Source organism: Micromonospora radicis (assembly GCF_003583405.1).
In the GTDB taxonomy this organism is placed as follows: Bacteria; Actinomycetota; Actinomycetes; order Mycobacteriales; family Micromonosporaceae; genus Micromonospora; species Micromonospora radicis.
Map to the genome: position 1 here is coordinate 234,825 of NZ_QXEC01000004.1, position 17,731 is coordinate 252,555.

Below are 17,731 nucleotides of genomic sequence, written 5' to 3' on the forward strand. Positions count from 1 at the left end.
CGGACCGACCGGGTGCGAGCGATTCTGCCGAGGGCATGCCTGCCGTGACCGACCGGCCGCGCGACGGGCGACTCGACCGGGCTGACCTGGCCCGGCCGCCGCCGGCCCGATTCGGCGCGTCACGCCGGACCCGCGGGCCCACTCCCGGGGGAACGAGGCCGCCGAGTCGTCACGAGGTCAGATCCCAGGACAGCGACATCGCCGAGGTGACCCGGTCGGCGCGGATCTGCAACCGGTCGCCGAGCAGGGCCGCCCGGTCCAGCACGACCGGTTCCTGGTCGACGGCGAGGGTCAACCGGTCGCTGAGGAAGATCGGGGTGCCCGGCCGGCGGCGCAGCAGCGGTGCCAGCGCCGCCGACAGCACGCCGGGCCGGATCGTCTCGGTGGCCGCGGCGACCGACACCCCGCAGACCTCGGCGAGCGCCTCGTACAGCGGTGTGGTGCTGAAGTCGACGTCGTGCACGGCCCGCGCGTACGGCGGTGCGATCCAGGAGACCTGGTGCACCAGTGGCGTACCGTCCACCAGCCGCAGCCGGTGCAGCCGCAGGACCCGGGCGTCGGAGTCGAGCCGCAGCGCGGCCGTGACGTACTGCGGCGCGGCGCGCAGCTCGACGCGCAGCACCTCGGTGGTCACGTCGATGCCCTGGCTGAGCAGCTCGTCGGTGAGGCTGCGCAGGGTGCTGAGCCGGTAGGACGCCGGTGGCGGGGTGACGTACGTGCCCCGGCCGGGCTGCTGGACGATCAACCCCTCGTCGCTGAGCGCCTGCAACGCCTGGCGCAGCGTCATCAGGGTCACCCCGAAGTCGCGGCACAGCTCCCGCTGGGCCGGCAGCGACTGGCCGGACCGGTACACGCCGCGCGCGATCCGGCCGGCGATCTCGTCCCGGATCACCCGGTACTTCGGGCGAGTGCCCCGCCGGCCGCCGGTGGCCGGGGACTCCGGCCCGGTGACCGGGTCGCTCACCCGGCGTCCAGGCCGGCCCGCAGGGCCGCCACCGTGCCGGCCACCTCGCGTGGACCACGTCCGGCAAGAACCTCACGCATGAGACTGGACGCTACCACCACGCCGTCGGCGGAGCCGGCGGCGAGCGCGGCCTGTCCGGGGGAGCTGATGCCGAAGCCGAGCAGGACCGGGCGGCTGCCGTGGCCGCGCAGCGTGGTGCCGAGCGCGCGGGCGGAGTCGGAGAGTCCGGTGCGCTCACCGGTGGTGCCCATTACGGTCACGCCGTAGACGAAACCCCGGCTGCGTTCGGCGATCCGGCGCAGCCGCGTCGGTGCGGTGACCGGCGAGGCCAGCAGCACCAGTTCGACACCGGCCGCGGTGGCCACCGTGGACAGCTCGTCGACCTCGTCGTACGGCACGTCGGGCACGATCAGCCCGGCCACCCCGGCCTGGGCGAGCCGGTCGCAGAAGGTGGCGGCCCCGTGCCGGAAGACGATGTTGGCGTACGTCATGACGGCCAGCGGCACCGCCACCGGCGTACCGGCCAGCCGGGCCAGTACGCCGGCGGTGGTGGTGCCCGACGACAGTGCCCGGTGGGAGGCCTCCTGGATCGTCGCGCCGTCGAGCATCGGATCGGAGAACGGCAGGCCGACCTCGATCGCGTCCGCCCCGGCGTCGGCGTAGGCGTGCAGGTAGTCGGTCCAGTCGGCGCTGATCCCGGCGGTCACGTACGGCACCAGCAGGGACCGGCCCGCGTCGCGGCGTCGGCGCAGGTGCGTCTCCAGCCGGCCGTACCGCTCGGTGGCGTTCACCGCGGCGTCCCGGCGGCGTCGCGGCGCAGCGCTCCCGATCGGGCGCCGTCCCGGCGCAGCGCCACCAGTTGGGCGCCGTCCTTGTCGCCTCGTCCGGAGAGGGTGACCAGCACGGAGCAGCCGGTGGGCAGCTGTGGCGTGCCGGCCGCCCGCAGTACCCAGGCCAGGGCGTGCGCGGACTCCAGCGCCGGGACGATGCCCTCGGTACGGGCCAGCCGCAGCACCGCCTCGACCACCTCGGCGTCGGTGACGCTGGGGTACTCGGCGCGACCGATGTCGGCCAGGTGGGCGTGTTCGGGGCCGATGCCGGGGTAGTCGAGCCCGGCGGAGATGGAGTGCGCCTCCAGGATCTGGCCGTGCTCGTCCTGCAACACCTGGGACCGGTAGCCGTGCAGCACGCCCGGCGCGCCGCGGCTGACCGCCGCGCCGCCGGCCGCCTCCACGCCGACGAGGCGGGCGTCGGTGTCGACGAAGCCGGCGAAGGTGCCGGCGGCGTTGGAGCCGCCGCCGACGCAGGCGACGACGACGTCCGGCCGGCCCTGCGGCAGCAGGGCCGCGCACTGTTGCCGGGCCTCCTCACCGACGACCCGTTGGAACTCGCGGACCATCCACGGGTACGGGTGTGGGCCCATCACCGAGCCGACGCAGTAGTGCGCCTCGTCGACCTGGGTCACCCAGCCGCGCAGCGCCTCGGTGCAGGCGTCCTTGAGCGTACGGCTGCCGTTGCGTACGGCGACGACGGTGGCGCCGAGCAGCTCCATCCGGAAGACGTTCAGCTCCTGCCGCCGCATGTCGCGTTCGCCCATGTAGACGACGCATTCGAGGCCGAGCAGGGCGGCGGCGGTGGCGCTGGCGACCCCGTGCTGGCCGGCGCCGGTCTCGGCGAGCAGCCGGGTCTTGCCCATCCGCTTGGCGAGCATCGCCTGACCGAGCACATTGTTGATCTTGTGTGATCCGGTGTGGGTCAGATCCTCCCGCTTGAGCAGCAGGGTGAGGCCGAGTTCGGCGGAGAGCCGCAGCGCCGGGGTGACCGGGGTGGGACGGCCGGCGTGCAGCGCCAGGGTGCGCGCCAGGCCGGCGCGGAAGGCCGGGTCGGCCCACGCCGCCCGGAAGCCGGACTCCAGCTGCTCGCAGGCCGGTACCAGCGACTCGGGGACGTAGCGCCCGCCGAACCGGCCGAACCGCCCGGTGCTGCCCGGATCCGCCATCACCGACCGGCTCCGGCCGGTGCCGACGGCGTCCGGGCCGGGCCTCGAAAGCTCCATACCCATCACCCCTCTGTTCTAGAACTGTTGGCAGTATGACGGGTGGTCGGGCAGCGGCACAACCGAACTCGGGCCTACCCTGCGTACGTGTCGATCGGTGATCGGGAACTGGCCATCCGCGCGGCACGGGCCGGGGCGGCGGTGGTCCGCGCCGAGTACGGCGCGCCGCTGACGCGACTACCCAAGTCCGCGACGGACTTCGCCACCTCGGTCGACATCTCCGCCGAGCGGGCCGTTGTCGACCTGCTGCGCGCGGCCCGCCCGGACGACTTGGTGCTCGCCGAGGAGAGCGGCCGGACGGGCACCGCCGGCAACGACCGCACCTGGCTGGTCGACCCGCTCTGCGGGACCGTGAACTACGCCGCGCGGACCATGCTGGTCGCGGTGAACGTGGCGCTGCGCGGCGCCGGGCGCGTCACGGTCGCCGCCGCCGCGGACCCGTTCACCGACGAGGTCTTCTGGACCGACGGCGCGGGCGGACAGCTGCGCCGTGGCGGGGTGGACGAGCCACTCGTCCCGTCCGCCGGCTCCCGGTTGGTCGACGTCAACCTCGATCCACCGTTCCCCAACGGACGGGACTTCCGCGCCGTCCGGCTGCTCGCCGAACCGGGATTCGTCGAGCGCTTCCACCCCCGGGTCGTCTCCACCAGCCTGGCGCTCGTCTGGGTGGCCGCCGGCCGGCGCGCCGGCTACGTCACCGACGGCCACCCGCGCGACAACGTCCACTTCGCGGCCGGCGTCGCCATCTGCCAGGCGGCCGGCTGCATGGTGACCGGCATCGACGGGCGGCCGCCGTACGCCGGTGCCGGTGGGCTCGTGGTGGCCGCCGACCCGCCGACACACGCGCAGCTGCTGGCCCTGGTCAGGAATCAGCGCCGGGACCGCCGCCGGCCCGGTCAGAAGTCGTCGTCGAAGCTCACCGAGCCGGTCACCCCGACCTGGTAGGCCGACACCCGCCGTTCGAAGAAGTTCGACAGTTCCTGCACGTCCTGCAACTCCATGAAGGCGAACGGGTTCTGCGCGCCGTACATCGGCTCGATGCCGAGCATGGCCAGCCGCCGGTCGGCCACGTGCCGCAGGTACTCCCGCATGTCGGCCAGCGGCAGTCCGGAGACGCCCTGTTCGAGCAGGTCGGCGGCGAACTGCACCTCACACTCCACCGCCTCGGCGAGCATGTCCCTGACCTGCTGCTCCAACTCGGCGTCGAACAGCTCCGGCTCCTCCGCGCGGACGGTGTCCACCACGTCGAAGGCGAAGGCCATGTGCATCGACTCGTCGCGGAAGACCCAGTTGGTGCCGGAGGCCAGCCCGTGCAGCACCCCCCGGGAACGCAGGAAGTAGACGTACGCGAAGGCGCCGTAGAAGAACAGGCCCTCGATGCAGGCGGCGAAGCAGATCAGGTTGAGCAGGAACGCCCGCCGGTCCGCCCGGGTCCGCAACTCGCGCAGCTCGAAGATCGAGTCGATCCACTTGAAACAGAACTCGGCCTTGCGGGCGATCGACGGGATGTTCTCCACCGCCGCGAACGCCTCGAACCGTTTCCGCTCGTCCGGCACGTAGGTGTCCAGCAGGTTCAGGTAGAACTGGACGTGCACCGCCTCCTCGAACAGCTGCCGGGACAGGTAGAGCCGGCCCTCCGGGGAGTTGACGTGCTGGTACAGGTTGAGCACCAGGTTGTTCGCCACGATGGTGTCGCCGGTGGCGAAGAACGCGACCAGCCGGGAGACCAGGTGCTGCTCCGCCGGGGAGAGCTTGGCCAGGTCGGCCAGGTCGGAGTGCAGGTCGACCTCCTCGACCGTCCAGGTGTTCTTGATCGCGTCCTTGAACCGGTCGAAGAACCGTGGGTAGCGCATCGGGCGCAGCGTCAGGTCCATGCCGGGGTCGAGCAGCATCTGCCGCTGACCGGTGCCGGCGTCGGTGGGGGATTCGGAGACGGTGGTCATTGGCAGGCCTCGCAGCTTTCGGGGTTCTCCAGGGAGCAGGCCAGGGCCTCGTCGTCGGCGACGGTGACGAGCGGGGTCACGGCCGGGGCGAGGGCGACGGTGGCCTGCTGGATCCGGGTCGCCGGACGGGAACGCAGGTAGTAGGTGGTCTTGAGCCCGGACTTCCAGGCGTACCGGTACATCGAGGAGAGCTTGCCGATGGTCGGCGCGCTCAGGAACAGGTTCAGCGACTGCGACTGGTCGATGTAGGGGGCCCGGGCGGCGGCCAGGTCGATCAGGGCCCGCTGCGGCAGCTCCCACGCGGTACGGAACAGCTCCCGCACGTCGGCCGGCAGCTCGGTGATGCCCTGCACCGACCCCTCGGCCCGCTTGATCTGCTCCCGGATCGGCGCCGTCCACAGCCCACGCGCCTTCAGCTCGCCCACCAGGTACGTGTTGACCTGGAGGAACTCCCCGGACATCGTCTCGCGCTTGAACAGGTTGGACACCTGCGGCTCGATGCACTCGTAGCAGCCGGCGATCGAGGCGATGGTGGCGGTCGGCGCGATGGCGACCAGCAGCGAGTTGCGCAGCCCGTGCGTGGCGACCGCCGCCCGCAGGTCGGCCCACCGCCGCACCTGGGTCGGCTCGACACCCCACAGGTCGGGGTGCAGCCGGCCCTGCGCGGCCCGGGTCTCGGCGTACGCCGGGTGGGGGCCGAACCGTGCGGCGAGCCCGGCCGAGGTCTCCAACGCGGTCAGCAGGATCTCCTCCTGCACCCGGGTCGACAGCTCCCGGGCCTGCGCCGAGTCGAACGGCAGCCGCAGGGTGAAGAAGGCGTCCTGCAACCCCATCAGCCCGAGCCCGACCGGTCGCCACCGCGGGTTCGACGCCGCCGCCTGCTCGGCCGGGTAGTAGTTGATGTCGATCACCCGGTCCAGGAAGACCACGGCGGTGCGTACCGTCGCGCGCAGTTTCTCCCAGTCGACGCCGTCGGCGGTGACGTGCGCGCCCAGGTTCACCGAGCCCAGGTTGCAGACCGCGGTCTCGGCGTCGTTGTTGACCTCCAGGATCTCGGTGCACAGGTTCGACAGGTGGATCGTGTTGCCCGGCGCGCCGGTCTGGTTGGACAGCCGGTTGGCGGCGTCCTTGAACGTCATCCACCCGTTGCCGGTCTGCGCGAGGGTGCGCATCATCCGCCCGTACAGGTCCCGGGCCCTGACTGTCCGCACCGCCTTCTTCTCCGCCGCCCGGTACGCCTCGTCGAACGCCTCACCGAACAGGTCGGGCAGCTCGGGGGCGTCGGAGGGGTCGATCAGCGACCAGTCGCCGTCGGCCTCCACCCGGCGCATGAACTCGTCCGGGATCCAGTTGGCCAGGTTCAGGTTGTGCGTACGCCGGGACTCCTCGCCGGTGTTGTCCCGCAACTCCAGGAACTCCTCGACGTCCGGATGCCAGGGTTCCAGGTAGACGCAGGCCGCGCCCTTGCGCCGGCCGCCCTGGTTGACCGCGGCCACCCCGGCGTCGAGGGTCTTCAGGAACGGCACGATGCCGTTGGAGCGGCCGTTGGTGCCCCGGATCAACGCGCCCCGGCCGCGTACCCGCGACCACGAGATGCCGATCCCGCCGGAGAACTTCGACAGCTTCGCGACCTGGTGGTAGCGCTCGTAGATCGAGTCGAGTTCGTCGCGGGGCGAGTCGACCAGGAAGCACGAGGACATCTGGGTGTGCCGGGTGCCGGAGTTGAACAGCGTCGGCGAACTCGGCAGGTACGCCAGGCTGGACATCAGCCGGTAGAAGCCGATCGCCTCGGCCGGTGTCCGCGACAGCCCGCACGCCACCCGCAGCAACCAGTACTGCGGCGTCTCCACCACCAGCCGGGTCTGCGGATGCCGCAGCAGGTACCGGTCGGCGACGGTACGCAGCCCGAAGTACTCGAACCGCAGGTCACCGTCCGGGTCGACGGCGTCGTCGAGCTTGCGGGCGTGGCGGGCCACGAACGCGGCGGTGTCGTCGCCGATCAACCCCAGCCCGTGCGCGTACCGGATGGACTGGCTGAAGCTCGCCACCTGCTGCCCACGGACCTCCTTGTCGACGTACGCGGCCAGCAGCCGGGCCGCCAGCTTCGAGTACTGCGGCTCGGTGCCGATCAGCTCCGCCGCCGTCTGGATCGACAGCTTGTCCAGCTCGGCGGTGGTGGCGCCGTCGTACAGGCCGCTGATCGTCTTGGTGGCCACCCGCAGCGGATCGACCTCGTCCAGGTCGGCGACCCAGCGCTCGACCGCCTTGACGATCTTGTTGACGTCGACCGGTTCGGTGTCACCGTCGCGCTTGCGGACCTGCATCACGTGCCGCCGCTGCTCCGGCGCCGCCTGCTCCTGCGTCACCGTCATGTTCGCCCTCCTCACGCCTGTCGCCGAGGTCGACGGGTGCGCGGAAGGACGCCGCCGGTCGTCCGACGGCCCGACGGCCGTGGCAGACCAACAGATGGCGTCGGCCGTCCCGCGCGGCCTTCGACCGCCGCACGCGACGCGTGCGGCGCACTGGCAGGTCTTCGGACTCGTGGGCGTCGTGCTCGGCCTATTGGCCGTCGCTTCCCGGGTCGGTGGCCCAGTGCTTCGTTGACGGCGGTCGTTCCCACTCACCGCTGCGGGGCAGTCCCGGATTCACACCGGGTTCCCTGTTGCCACGGCCACCGTGGAGCGATGGCCGAACCAGCTGCGGGTAGCACCATATATGGGCGCGGCGGCGGGTGGGAAACACCAGATGGTGTGTCGGGCGTGTCGCATCCCACACCGGTCAGGGCAGCAGGTGCCAGCAGAGCGCGCCGAGCCAGGCCCAGCCGGCGACGATGTACCCCCGCTGGATCAGACCGGCCCGCGGCGAGTCGCGTTCCCAGGCCACGGAGAACCACAGCAGCAGGGCGACCAGTCCGGCCGCGGCGACCCCGGACAGCACCGCCCACGGCAGCACGTCCACGGTCAGCGCGGCGGCCAGTGCGGCGGCCGGGAGCGCCACGAACACCACCAGACCGGCCCAGTCGTGCAGCCGGTGGGGGCGGCTGAACGTCTCGGGTGTGCTGTCCGGCGTCCCCGGCGGATAGCCGCGCATCGGGTCCATCGGGAACACCCCGGACGCCACCAGGGCCAGGCCGAACACCGTGACCGCCCCGGCCGGCCAGGCGCTGCCTGTGGTGGCCGCGACCCCGGGCCCGGCGGCGGTGACGAGCAGCCCGCTGACCAGGAAGTTCACGGTCTGTATCCAGCCGCGACGCCCGAGCGCCAGGGCGCTGACCGGGTGCCGTGTCGGGTCGTACCCCGGCCGGGTCAGCCCGTCGAGCAGGAACACGAGGACGAACAGGGCGGTGCCGGCGATGCCGGCGACCAGCGAGACCTGGATCGCGTCGGAGCCCATCAGGTCACCGGTCGCCGGTCCCGGCGGCGGTCGCCCGCCCGGCCGGCCAGCTGCGAGCACGTCATGGCCGACACGGTAGCCAACCGGTGCTCGACGGCTGAGCGGCCGTACCGACACCAGTGGCGGGGGCGCTCTAGGCTTTGAACAACGTCGATCAACGGGGAGGAAGAGGATGACGTTCCGAAGAGTCCTGTCGGTCGCGGTGGTGGCCGTCGTGCTGGCCGGGGCCGGCAGCGTGCCCGCCGCCGGTGCCGCCGCCGACTGCACCGTCGACCGGCCCGATCCGCGCCGCCTCGGCGCCGCGCTGACCGCGGACGGCGGCCCGGCGTACGCACAGTGGTTGGAGCGGGCGGACGTCCGGGCGGGCAACCTGGCCGTGCAGCTGGCCGGCCACTCGGCGTTCGGTGTCGACGACGGCAAACAGCCGATCTCGACCCTGGTCCGCCGTGGCTACATCGGCAGCGCCGTCGACCACGAGACCCGCACGGTGGTGCTGGTGGTGACGCCGGAGTACCGGGGCCGGGCCGGTGAGCTGGCCCGGCGGGTACAGGCGGTGGCGCCGGTGAGCCGGTCCGCCGTCGACGTCGGCCTTCGCGCGGCCGTACGGGTCGGCTGCCACAGCGGCGAGCGGCTGGCGGCGGCCGACGAACTGCTGACCGCCCGCTCCTGGCACCCGGACGCGGCCAAGGCGTCCTTCGGCTACCACCTGGACCCGAACGACTCCCGGCTGTACGTCTCGTTCGACCCCCGCTACCCGGCGGCGGCCGAGGCGGCCCGCCAGGCGTTGGGCGACGTCGCGGTGGTCACCCTCGCCGAGAGTGCCCGCACCGGGCGGCTCGACGACGGGCGGCCCCACTACGGCGGTGCCGGTGTCCGGGTCGGCTCCGGCACGATCAACTCCAACATCTGCACCACGGCGTTCACCGTCCGGCGCAACTCCGACGGCCGCCGCGGTGGCGTCAGCGCCGGACACTGCTTCGGCAACGGGCAGCGGATCTTCTCCTCCACCCACTTCTGGGGCGACTCCTGGGGGCGCAGCGACTACCCGGCGTTCGACCTGATCGGAGTCGCCTCGGCCGGCGAGACGTACGCCAACGTCATCCACGTCGACCCGTGCTGCCCGAGCACCCGTACGGTCACCGCCAAACGGTCCCCGGTGGTCGGTGACGGCATCTGCCTCAGCGGGATGGTCACCCGGGCGATCTGCGGGCTGACGGTCACCAACCTCACCGGCCAACTGTGCGACCCGGCCGGCTGCACTCCCGGGCTGATGACCGCCCGGCGCAACAACGACGTGGTGGTGCGCGGCGGCGACTCCGGTGGTCCCGTGTACATCCGTACCGGCACCGCCAACGCCACCGCGGTGGGGTCGATCGTCGGCACCACCGACAGCGGCCGCAACGTGGTGGCCGAACGGATGCACGTCATCGAGAACCACCTGGGCGTCACCATCCTCACCTCCTGACCCCGGACCAGCCTGTGGATCCTGGTACGGGACCGCCCCGACGAAGGGCCGTCTCGTACCGGGATCTGCGGCGAATCGGGGGAACCGGAGGCGGGTGGGGGGCGTCGGATCGCAGAGCACCCCGCGAAGAGGGAGAATGCGAGATGGCCGGGACACGCGAGATGGCCGGGACGACAGCACGTCTGCGGGTCGCAGCGGTGGCGTTGCTCGCCACGGCCACAGTGGTGTCGGGCTGTGCGTCGGCCCAGCCGGCCCCGTCGGTGCCGGTCGGGGCGGCGCCGGAGCTGGTGTCCAGTGCGGGTTCGACCAGCACCGGGCCGGGCGCGGGGCAGGTCCGGGTTCCCGATCTGGTGTCCCGCGCTGCCCCCCTGGTGGACAAGGAGGCGCTCGCCGCCGGGCTGGTGCCGATCCTGGAGTATCGACCGGACGCCGAGCGCCCCTCCGGCACGGTGGTCGCCACCCGGCCGGTGGCCGGCAGTGTCGTGGCCGCCGGCAGCGTGCTGACCGTGGTCGTCGCCGGCCCGCCCGAACCCACCCTCGACGGCTACGTGGCGGCCAACCGGCACAGTTTCGTCGGCCTGACCACCGCCGCCGACGGTACGATCGTGCTTGCGCTGGGCGCCGGTACCGGGCGGGCACAGGCGTTGGCGGGCGCGGCGCCGTTCCTCGGCGACCGGGAAACCCGCGTCGTCGAGTGCGACACCACCTGGGCGGCGTTGCAGGAGATCGGCGTGGAACTGTCCCGCCGGGACTTCCTGCCGCCGGGTGACCAGCGGGCCGTCGCGATGCACGTCGACGCCGCCGCCTGCGGGCTGCGGCTGCGCGCCGAGTTCACCGACGCCGAGCTACGTACGCTGCGGGAGCGGTTCGGCCCCGAGGTCGTCGTCGAGCGGGGCCCGGTCGGCGGTCGACTGCCCGCCGGCCGCGGCTGAACGGCGAGGTCCGGCTGGCGCCGGACGGGGTGCGCTTCCGCGACGGCTGGCAGCCGGCGGTGACCTGACCGAACCGCCGGCCGGGACGGCGTGCGTCGTCCCGGCCGGCGCTGCCTCACCGCCGCGGGTACGCCTCGATCCGGGCGAAGGCGTCGACCCAGACCTCCTGGGTGAAGAAGTCGCGCAGCTCCACGGCCGGGAATCCGGTCTGCACCACGGTGACGAGGGTGCCGGCGCCGTCGGGTTCGAAGGTGACCTCGACCCGGGTGGTCATGGTCGAGCCGTCCGGGCTGCTGCCGACGGGCTCGGTGACCAGCCGGTGTGGTCGCTCGATGACCAGGAAGGTCTGCGTCTCGCGGAACAGGTGGTCGTGGTCGGGGCCGCACCCGGAGCCACCGGGCCGCGGCGGGGCGGCGAAACCACGCCGCCGGCCCGATAGTGGGTGGTGCTCCCGGCGGCACAGCGCCGCCGTTCCGGCGAGAGTCGCCGGGCAGGGAGTGCCGTCCTGCCGACGAGAGGGGTCAGATGACGACGACGCAGCTGGGTGACCGCCTGGCCGAGGCGCTGCGGGCGGGGCAACTCGACGGCCTGCACGCCGCCGTGGTGCTCCGGGGTGGCCAGACCCTGCTGGAGTACTACGGCACCGGCCCGGACTTCGCCTGGGACGAACCGCTGGGCGTCGTCGAGTTCCAGCCCCGTACCCGGCACGACGTACGGTCGGTCACCAAGAGCGTGACCGCGCTGCTGTACGGCATCGCGCTCGCCGACGGCCGGGTCCCCGATCCCGCCGAGCCGCTGTTGCGGCACTTCCCGGCGTACCCGGACCTGGCCGCCGACCCCGCCCGGTCCCGGTTGACCGTCGCGCACGCGCTCACCATGTCGCTGGGGCTCGACTGGCGCGAGGAGATCCCGTACGACAGCCCGGCGAACGCCGAGATCGCGATGGAGCTGGCGCCGGACCGCTACCGGTTCGTGCTGGAGCGGCCGATCGTGGCCGCGCCGGGCAGCCAGTGGAGTTACTGCGGCGGCGCGACGGCGTTGCTCGGCGGGCTGCTCGCCGCCGGCACCGGACAACCGCTGCCCGACTACGCCCGCGCGGTGCTGTTCGGCCCGCTGGGCATCACCGAGTTCGACTGGATGGCCGGCACGGACGGGGTGGCCTCGGCCGCGTCCGGGCTCCGGCTGGCCCCACGCGACCTGGCCCGGATCGGGGAACTGGTACTCGGCGCGGGCAGCTGGCGGGGGCGGCGGATCGTCCCCGCCGACTGGATCGACGTGATGCTCCAGCCCCGCCTGTCGACCACCTGGGGCGGCGGCTACGGCTACCACTGGTACCTGGAGAGCGTCGAGGGGCACCGGGTGGTGGCCGCCGTCGGCAACGGCGGCCAGCGGCTGTTCGTCCTGCCCGAGGCGGCGCTCAGCGTGGCCGTCGCTGCCGGCGGCTACGACGACCCGGAGCACTGGCGGACGCCGGCCACGCTGCTGGAACAGGTGGTCCTGCCCGCCCTGGCGTGACCCGCCGGCCGCGCCGGCTCGGGCCACACCGGGCGCGACCGGCCGCGTCGGGTCAGCGTCGCGGCCGGCCGTGGCCGGGCGGTCGGGTCAGCGCTGCACCCGGGCTCCGGCGCCGCGCATCAGCGCCTCGACCTCCTTGCGGCTGGCCATCGAGGTGTCGCCGGGGGTGGTCATCGCCAGGGCGCCGTGCGCGGCGCCGTACTCCACGGCAGTGGCCAGATCGTGCTGCTCCAGCAGCCCGTAGATCAGGCCGGAGGCGAAACTGTCCCCGCCACCGACCCGATCCATGATCTCCAGCCCCGGACGGTGGGTCGCCTCGACGAACCGACCGCCGCCCCAGGCGATGGCGCCCCAGTCGTTGACGGTGGCGGTGCGTACCGTCCGCAGCGTGGTGGCCACCACCCGGAAGTTGTCGAACTCCTTGGTGACCTCGTCGATCATCCGCTGGAAGTTGGTCACCTCCAGCTCGGCGAGGCTCTCGTCGGTGTCCGGCACCTCGAAGCCGAGCGAGGCGGTGAAGTCCTCCTCGTTGCCGATCATGACGTCGACGTACCGGGCCAGGCGCCGGTTGACCTCCTGGGCGCGGGCCTGCCCGCCGACGGCCTTCCAGAGGCTGGGCCGGTAGTTCAGGTCGTACGAGATGATCGTCCCGTGCCGGCGGGCCGCGACCATCGCGGCCTCGATGGTCTCCGGCGTGGTCTCCGACAAGGCGGCGTAGATGCCGCCGGTGTGCAGCCAGCGCACCCCGAGGTCGCCGAAGAGGTGGTCCCAGTCGACGTCGTCGGCGCGCAGCTGGCTGGCGGCGGTGTGGCCCCGGTCCGAGGTGCCCACGGCGCCGCGTACGCCGAAGCCCCGCTCGGTGAAGTTCAGGCCGTTGCGGACGCTGCGACCGAGACCGTCGTACGGCAGCCAGCGGATGAACGACGGGTCGACGCCACCCTGGAGGATCAGGTCCTCCAACAGGCGACCCACCTCGTTGTCGGCGAACGCGGTGACGATGGCGGTACGCATCCCGAAGCAGCGGCGCAGCCCGCGGGCGACGTTGTACTCACCGCCGCCCTCCCAGGCCCGGAAGGTGCGGGCGGTGCGCACCCGCCCCTCGCCGGGGTCGAGGCGGAGCATCACCTCACCGAGCGAGACGAGGTCGTAGCGGCACCGGTCGGCGGGGCGCAGGTCGAGCAGGGTCATCGCGGATCAACTCTTCCGGGCGGCCGCCACGGCGGCGGCGGTCAGTTCGGTCACGTCGTCCCACCGGCCCTCGGCGAGCAGGCCGGGGGCGACCATCCAGGTCCCGCCGACGGCGAGCACCGACGGCAGGCCGAGGTAGTCGCGCAGGTTGCCGGTGTGTACGCCGCCGGTGGGAATGAACCGGATGGCGCGGAACGGCGCGGCCAGTGCCTTGATCATGGGGACGCCGCCGAGCTGCTCGGCGGGGAAGAACTTGACCGTGTCCAGGCCGGCGTCGATCGCCATCTGGATCTCGGTCGGGGTCGCGGCGCCGGGGAAGACCGGTACGCCGACCTGCTGGCAGTGGGCCACGACGCGCGGGCTGAAGCCGGGGCAGACGATGAACCGGGCGCCGGCCGCGACGGCCTCGTCGACCTGGCCGGGCGTGAGCACGGTGCCGGCCCCGACGAAGAGCCGCGGATCCTCGGACATCGCCCGGATGGCGTCGACGGCGGCGTCGGTGCGGAAGGTCACCTCGACGGTACGCAGGCCACCGGCGGTCAGTGCGGCGCCGAGCGGCGCGGCGGCGCGGGCGTCCTCAAGCACGACGACCGGCAGGATCCGACCCGCGGCGAGGGTCTCCGACACCCCGGGCGGTGGTGCGGAAGGACCGGCAGGCTGTTCAGAAGGATGAACGGAAGTCACATACGTGACCCTACTGCGGATCCCGGCGATGTCAATCCGGCTACAGTGACGCCATGACATCCGCCGAGGGCTTCCAACCGGTCAAGTCGGCCGGGCGCACGTTGGAGGTGTTGGAAGCACTCGCCGCCTCCGGTGGCCGGCGCTCCCTCGGCGACCTCGCCCGCGCCCTTGCCATCCCGAAGAGCAGCCTGCACGGCATCCTCCGGACGATGATGCAGCGCGGCTGGGTGGAGGCCGACGACACCGGTACCCGCTTCGGGCTGGGCGTACGCGCCCTCCAGGTCGGCGCCGCGTACCTGGACACCGACGACGCCGTGGGGTTGCTCGCCGGCGTACTCGACGAGCTGTCCCGGCAGTTCGGCGAGACGGTGCACCTCGGTCGGCTCGACGGCGCCCACGTGGTCTACACCGCCAAGCGGGAGTCCATGCACCCGCTGCGGCTGTACAGCGCCATCGGGCGGCGGCTGCCCGCGCACGCCACCGCGCTGGGCAAGGTGCTGCTCGCCGAACGCGCCGACGAGACGGTCACCGAGATCATCGGAACCCCGCCGGCCGCGCTGACCCGGCACACCATCACCGACCTCGCGGCCCTGCACGCCGACCTCGCGGCCTGCCGGGAACGCGGCTACGCCGTGGACCACGAGGAGAACACCGAGGGCATCGTCTGCTTCGCGGTGGCCGTACCGCTGCACACCCCCGCCGTGGACGCGATCAGCCTCTCCATCCCGGTCGCCCGCCTCGACGGGCAGGTGGAGCAGCGGGTGGTGGCGGCACTGCGCCACGCGGTGGACCAGGTCCGCGCCGCGCGCGGCCTGCTCACGGTCAGCTGACCGGCGCACCGCGGGCAGGTCAGGACCGGACCGGCCGCCGGCACCGGCCGGTCCGTCGGCGGGCCGGGCGGGAACCCCACCGCGCCGGCCACCGTCAGAGCGTCGTCGGCACGGGCGGCGGGACGGTGGGGGAGTGGGCGATGGCGCGACGGGTGACGGCGGTGCTGGTCGGGCTCGGGCTGGTGGTGAGCGGCTGCGCGGTGGCGGCGGAGCAGCCCCGGCGGCGCGATTCCGGGGTACCGGTGGTCCAGCAGCGCTGGGAGTCCTGCGACACCGTCACCGGCGGCGAGGGCCTCGTCCGCGACGGTAGCCAGGACGCCCTGGCGCTGCCGCTGCTCGACGACGACTTCCGGCCGTCCGCCGCGGTGGTGTGCCGGGCAGAGCCGCAGCGGCGGCCCGGCGGCGGCACCGACCTCGTCGCGATGGAGGAGCGGGCGGCGGACGTGGCCGCACTGGTGGCCGCGCTGCGGCTGCCGGACCGCCCGACGGTCGGCAACTGCACGCTGGAACTGCCGTTCGTGCCGTGGCTGGCGTTGCTGGACGCCCAAGGGCGGTGGGTGCGTCCGGGGGTGCCGACGGACGACTGCGGCAAGCCCCGGATCGAGTTCCGCACCGCGTACGAGCAGTTGTCCACCGAGCGGGTCGCCACGCGGGTGCTGCGCGAGTTGGAGTCGGACGCGGCGGCGGCCAGTGGTTGCAGCCAGGACTGGGCGGACATGGTGTGGGCGACCGGTGAGTTCGGCGGCGGCCAGGGCACGGTTCCCGACCCGCTGGCCCCCGGTTCGGCGGCGGTGCGGGTCTGCGTCTACCAGGTTCCGGTGCCCGAACGCGGTGGGGACAAGCCGGCTGGTGAGTTCGAGTCCGGCCGAACGCTGTCGGCAGCACAGTGGACGGAGGTCGGTCGGGAACTGGTCGCCACCGCGCCGGCCGCCTCCTGTGACACTCCGGCCGGGCGGTTCGCCGTGCTGCACCTGCCCACCGGTCAGGTGTACGTGGAGGCCGACGGCTGTCGGCGGATACTTATCGAAGTCGGTAACGGCCCGGGTGCGCTGCGGCAGGGTACGGCGGGGTTGGCGGGGTTGGTGTTCGCGCCATGAACCGCGCCCGGCGCCCGGCAGGCGCTGGTGATTGTCCTCACGATCAGCCCTCCTCGGGGGCTGGAAACCCTCACTGACCTCCCTATGCTTGGCGTGAATGATCGTTCGGCCCGGCCTTGCGCGACGGCGGGCCTGGCGTACCGCGGCGGAGGAAGTGGCGTGCGATGACCGGTTCCACACGGGTCTGGGAGGGCATGACCGTCCCGGCTGCCGGTGAGTACGAACTCGACACCGGGCACAAGCGGGTCGGTTTCGTCGCGCGGCACATGATGGTCAGCCCGGTACGCGGCGAGTTCCGCGAGGCGAGCGCCCGCATCGTCGTCGCGGACGACCCGCTCCAGTCCTCGATCGTGGCCAGCATCCGGGCCGACAGCGTGTACACCGCCAACGCCGACCGCGACGTGCACCTGCGCAGCGCCGACTTCCTCGACGTGGAGCGGTACCCGACCCTGGAGTACCGCAGCACCGGCGTCGCCGCGTTGGACCGTACCGACCCGATCTTCTTCTGGGCGAAGCTGAAGAACCACCGGCTCGGCCGTCGGGCGGCGCTGGACGAGCCGTCCGCACCGGCGTCCCCGGCGACGGCGCGGTTCGTGCTGACCGGCGAGTTGACCGTCAAGGGGGTGACCCGCCCGGTGGACCTGCAGGTCGAGTACGGCGGCGCCCGCCGGGATCCGTACGGGCAGGACATCTTCGGGTTCAGCGCGACCGCCGAGGTCGACCGCGAGGACTTCGGCCTGGTCTGGAACGTGGCCCTGGACAGCGGTGGGGTGCTGGTCGGCCGGAACATCCGCATCGAGATCGCCGGCGAGGCGATCCGGCAGGGCTGATCCGGCGAGGCTGAGCCGGCAGGGGACCGGCCGGGCCGGGACAGCCCGCTCTTCATGCCGGATTCACGGCGGGTTCCGGCCGCAAGACACTCATTGATCACTATGTCTGCGACAATCCGTCTGTCGCCGGTCGCGCCCACCAGTCGGGCCACCCCCACCCGCCGTGGCCGGGGACAGTCAGGAGTAGCCGAGTGGCTCGCGTACCCAAGGCCGCCCTCGCCGCGGTGGTCGCCGTCGTCCTGTCCGTCGTGCTGGTCCCCCGGCCGGCCCAGGCCACCCCACCGAACATCCCCTCGTACAGCACGGCGGTGAGCCGGCTCAACGCGCTCACCGTCGCCGCCGAGTCCCACCAGTCCAGCTACAACCGGGACCTGTTCCCGCACTGGATCACGATCACCGGCACCTGCAACACCCGCGAGCAGGTGCTCAAGCGCGACGGCAGCAACGTGGTCGTCGACGCCAGCTGCTACCCGACCTCCGGCTCCTGGTACAGCCCCTACGACGGGCTGACCCGGACCACCCCGTCGCAGATCGACATCGACCACGTGGTGCCGCTGGCCGAGGCGTGGCGCTCCGGCGCCTGGGCCTGGAGCACCGCGCAGCGGCAGACCTACGCCAACGACCTCGGCGGACCCGAACTGTGGGCGGTCACCAGCACCGTTAACCAGTCCAAGGGTGACAAGGATCCGGCCGCGTGGAAGCCGCCGCGCGCCGCGTTCCACTGCACCTACGCGCGGGCCTGGATCCAGGTGAAGTGGTACTACCAGCTCTCCGTCGACAGTGCGGAGAAGTCGGCGCTCAGCTCGATGCTCAGCACCTGCTGACCGCGTACCG

At 72.8% G+C, this 17,731-nt stretch carries 16 protein-coding genes, 1 pseudogene and 1 riboswitch; of the genes and pseudogenes, 8 read left to right on the plus strand and 9 right to left on the minus strand.

Translation table 11 applies throughout. The features are described from left to right. Positions 1-169: 169 nt before the first annotated feature. The 3 genes from D2L64_RS07005 to trpB are packed head-to-tail and all read right to left on the minus strand — an operon-like array spanning position 170 to position 3,020. A complete protein-coding gene (locus D2L64_RS07005; RefSeq protein WP_119573870.1) occupies positions 170-964 on the minus strand; it encodes a GntR family transcriptional regulator in 795 nt (264 codons plus the stop codon). Then, entirely contained in the window at positions 961-1,755 is a 795-nt protein-coding gene (trpA, locus tag D2L64_RS07010; RefSeq protein ID WP_233558812.1) for a tryptophan synthase subunit alpha, read from the minus strand. Before trpA ends, D2L64_RS07005 begins: the two co-directional genes overlap by 4 nt. Beyond that, the gene (trpB, locus tag D2L64_RS07015) at positions 1,752-3,020 is read right to left on the minus strand and encodes a tryptophan synthase subunit beta (protein ID WP_199714452.1); all 1,269 of its coding nucleotides are present in this window, start codon (positions 3,018-3,020) and stop codon (positions 1,752-1,754) included. Before trpB ends, trpA begins: the two co-directional genes overlap by 4 nt. 87 nt (positions 3,021-3,107) lie before the next feature. Here trpB and D2L64_RS07020 point away from each other — a divergent pair, with 87 nt between their 5' ends. Continuing rightward, on the plus strand, positions 3,108-3,965 hold the full coding sequence (locus D2L64_RS07020; RefSeq protein ID WP_119573871.1) for an inositol monophosphatase family protein: 858 nt from the start codon (positions 3,108-3,110) through the stop codon (positions 3,963-3,965). On the opposite strand, the gene D2L64_RS07025 is transcribed toward D2L64_RS07020, so the two are convergent. From D2L64_RS07025 to D2L64_RS07035, 3 genes are all read right to left on the minus strand, one after another. Beyond that, positions 3,917-4,963 carry a ribonucleotide-diphosphate reductase subunit beta gene (locus D2L64_RS07025; protein ID WP_119573872.1) on the minus strand — a complete coding sequence of 349 codons (1,047 nt, stop codon included), beginning with the start codon at positions 4,961-4,963 and terminating at the stop codon, positions 3,917-3,919. The two genes, D2L64_RS07020 and D2L64_RS07025, sit on opposite strands and share 49 nt — an antisense overlap. Beyond that, positions 4,960-7,335, minus strand: coding sequence for a ribonucleoside-diphosphate reductase subunit alpha (locus D2L64_RS07030; protein ID WP_119573873.1), 2,376 nt, complete (start codon positions 7,333-7,335; stop codon positions 4,960-4,962). The genes D2L64_RS07025 and D2L64_RS07030 overlap by 4 nt, the downstream gene beginning before the upstream one ends. 135 nt (positions 7,336-7,470) lie before the next feature. Then, positions 7,471-7,676, minus strand: a riboswitch (cobalamin riboswitch). A 65-nt stretch (positions 7,677-7,741) separates the two neighbouring features. Then, positions 7,742-8,416, minus strand: coding sequence for a DUF998 domain-containing protein (locus D2L64_RS07035; protein WP_233558813.1), 675 nt, complete (start codon positions 8,414-8,416; stop codon positions 7,742-7,744). A 112-nt stretch (positions 8,417-8,528) separates the two neighbouring features. On the opposite strand from D2L64_RS07035, the gene D2L64_RS07040 reads away from it, so the two are divergent. Both D2L64_RS07040 and D2L64_RS07045 read left to right on the plus strand, forming a co-directional pair. Further along, positions 8,529-9,821: a chymotrypsin family serine protease gene (locus tag D2L64_RS07040; protein WP_147376205.1), complete on the plus strand. Its 1,293-nt coding sequence runs from the start codon at positions 8,529-8,531 to the stop codon at positions 9,819-9,821. Positions 9,822-9,964: 143 nt separating this feature from the next. Beyond that, the gene (locus D2L64_RS07045) at positions 9,965-10,753 is read left to right on the plus strand and encodes a PASTA domain-containing protein (protein ID WP_119573875.1); all 789 of its coding nucleotides are present in this window, start codon (positions 9,965-9,967) and stop codon (positions 10,751-10,753) included. Between the two features lie 115 nt (positions 10,754-10,868). Here the strand turns inward: D2L64_RS07045 and D2L64_RS07050 are convergent. Then, a pseudogene (locus D2L64_RS07050) lies at positions 10,869-11,135 on the minus strand (SRPBCC domain-containing protein); the annotation flags it as partial. A 143-nt stretch (positions 11,136-11,278) separates the two neighbouring features. Here D2L64_RS07050 and D2L64_RS07055 point away from each other — a divergent pair. Next, on the plus strand, positions 11,279-12,268 hold the full coding sequence (locus D2L64_RS07055) for a serine hydrolase domain-containing protein (protein ID WP_119573877.1): 990 nt from the start codon (positions 11,279-11,281) through the stop codon (positions 12,266-12,268). A gap of 87 nt (positions 12,269-12,355) precedes the next feature. Here the strand turns inward: D2L64_RS07055 and D2L64_RS07060 are convergent, their stop codons facing one another. Then, positions 12,356-13,456, minus strand: a complete 1,101-nt coding sequence (locus tag D2L64_RS07060; RefSeq protein ID WP_119573878.1) for a sugar kinase — start codon at positions 13,454-13,456, stop codon at positions 12,356-12,358. 6 nt (positions 13,457-13,462) lie between these two features. Further along, positions 13,463-14,083 (minus strand): bifunctional 4-hydroxy-2-oxoglutarate aldolase/2-dehydro-3-deoxy-phosphogluconate aldolase, encoded by a 621-nt coding sequence (gene eda, locus D2L64_RS07065; protein ID WP_233558814.1) that lies wholly within the window; start codon positions 14,081-14,083, stop codon positions 13,463-13,465. A 110-nt stretch (positions 14,084-14,193) separates the two neighbouring features. Here eda and D2L64_RS07070 point away from each other — a divergent pair, with 110 nt between their 5' ends. From D2L64_RS07070 to D2L64_RS07085, 4 genes are all read left to right on the plus strand, one after another. Then, positions 14,194-14,970, plus strand: coding sequence for an IclR family transcriptional regulator (locus D2L64_RS07070; RefSeq protein ID WP_119573880.1), 777 nt, complete (start codon positions 14,194-14,196; stop codon positions 14,968-14,970). A 140-nt stretch (positions 14,971-15,110) separates the two neighbouring features. Continuing rightward, the gene (locus D2L64_RS07075; RefSeq protein WP_119573881.1) at positions 15,111-16,067 is read left to right on the plus strand and encodes a hypothetical protein; all 957 of its coding nucleotides are present in this window, start codon (positions 15,111-15,113) and stop codon (positions 16,065-16,067) included. A gap of 164 nt (positions 16,068-16,231) precedes the next feature. Then, positions 16,232-16,897 carry a YceI family protein gene (locus tag D2L64_RS07080; RefSeq protein ID WP_119573882.1) on the plus strand — a complete coding sequence of 222 codons (666 nt, stop codon included), beginning with the start codon at positions 16,232-16,234 and terminating at the stop codon, positions 16,895-16,897. A 191-nt stretch (positions 16,898-17,088) separates the two neighbouring features. Further along, positions 17,089-17,721 carry an HNH endonuclease family protein gene (locus D2L64_RS07085; RefSeq protein ID WP_119573883.1) on the plus strand — a complete coding sequence of 211 codons (633 nt, stop codon included), beginning with the start codon at positions 17,089-17,091 and terminating at the stop codon, positions 17,719-17,721. The last annotated feature ends 10 nt before the right edge of the window (positions 17,722-17,731 follow it).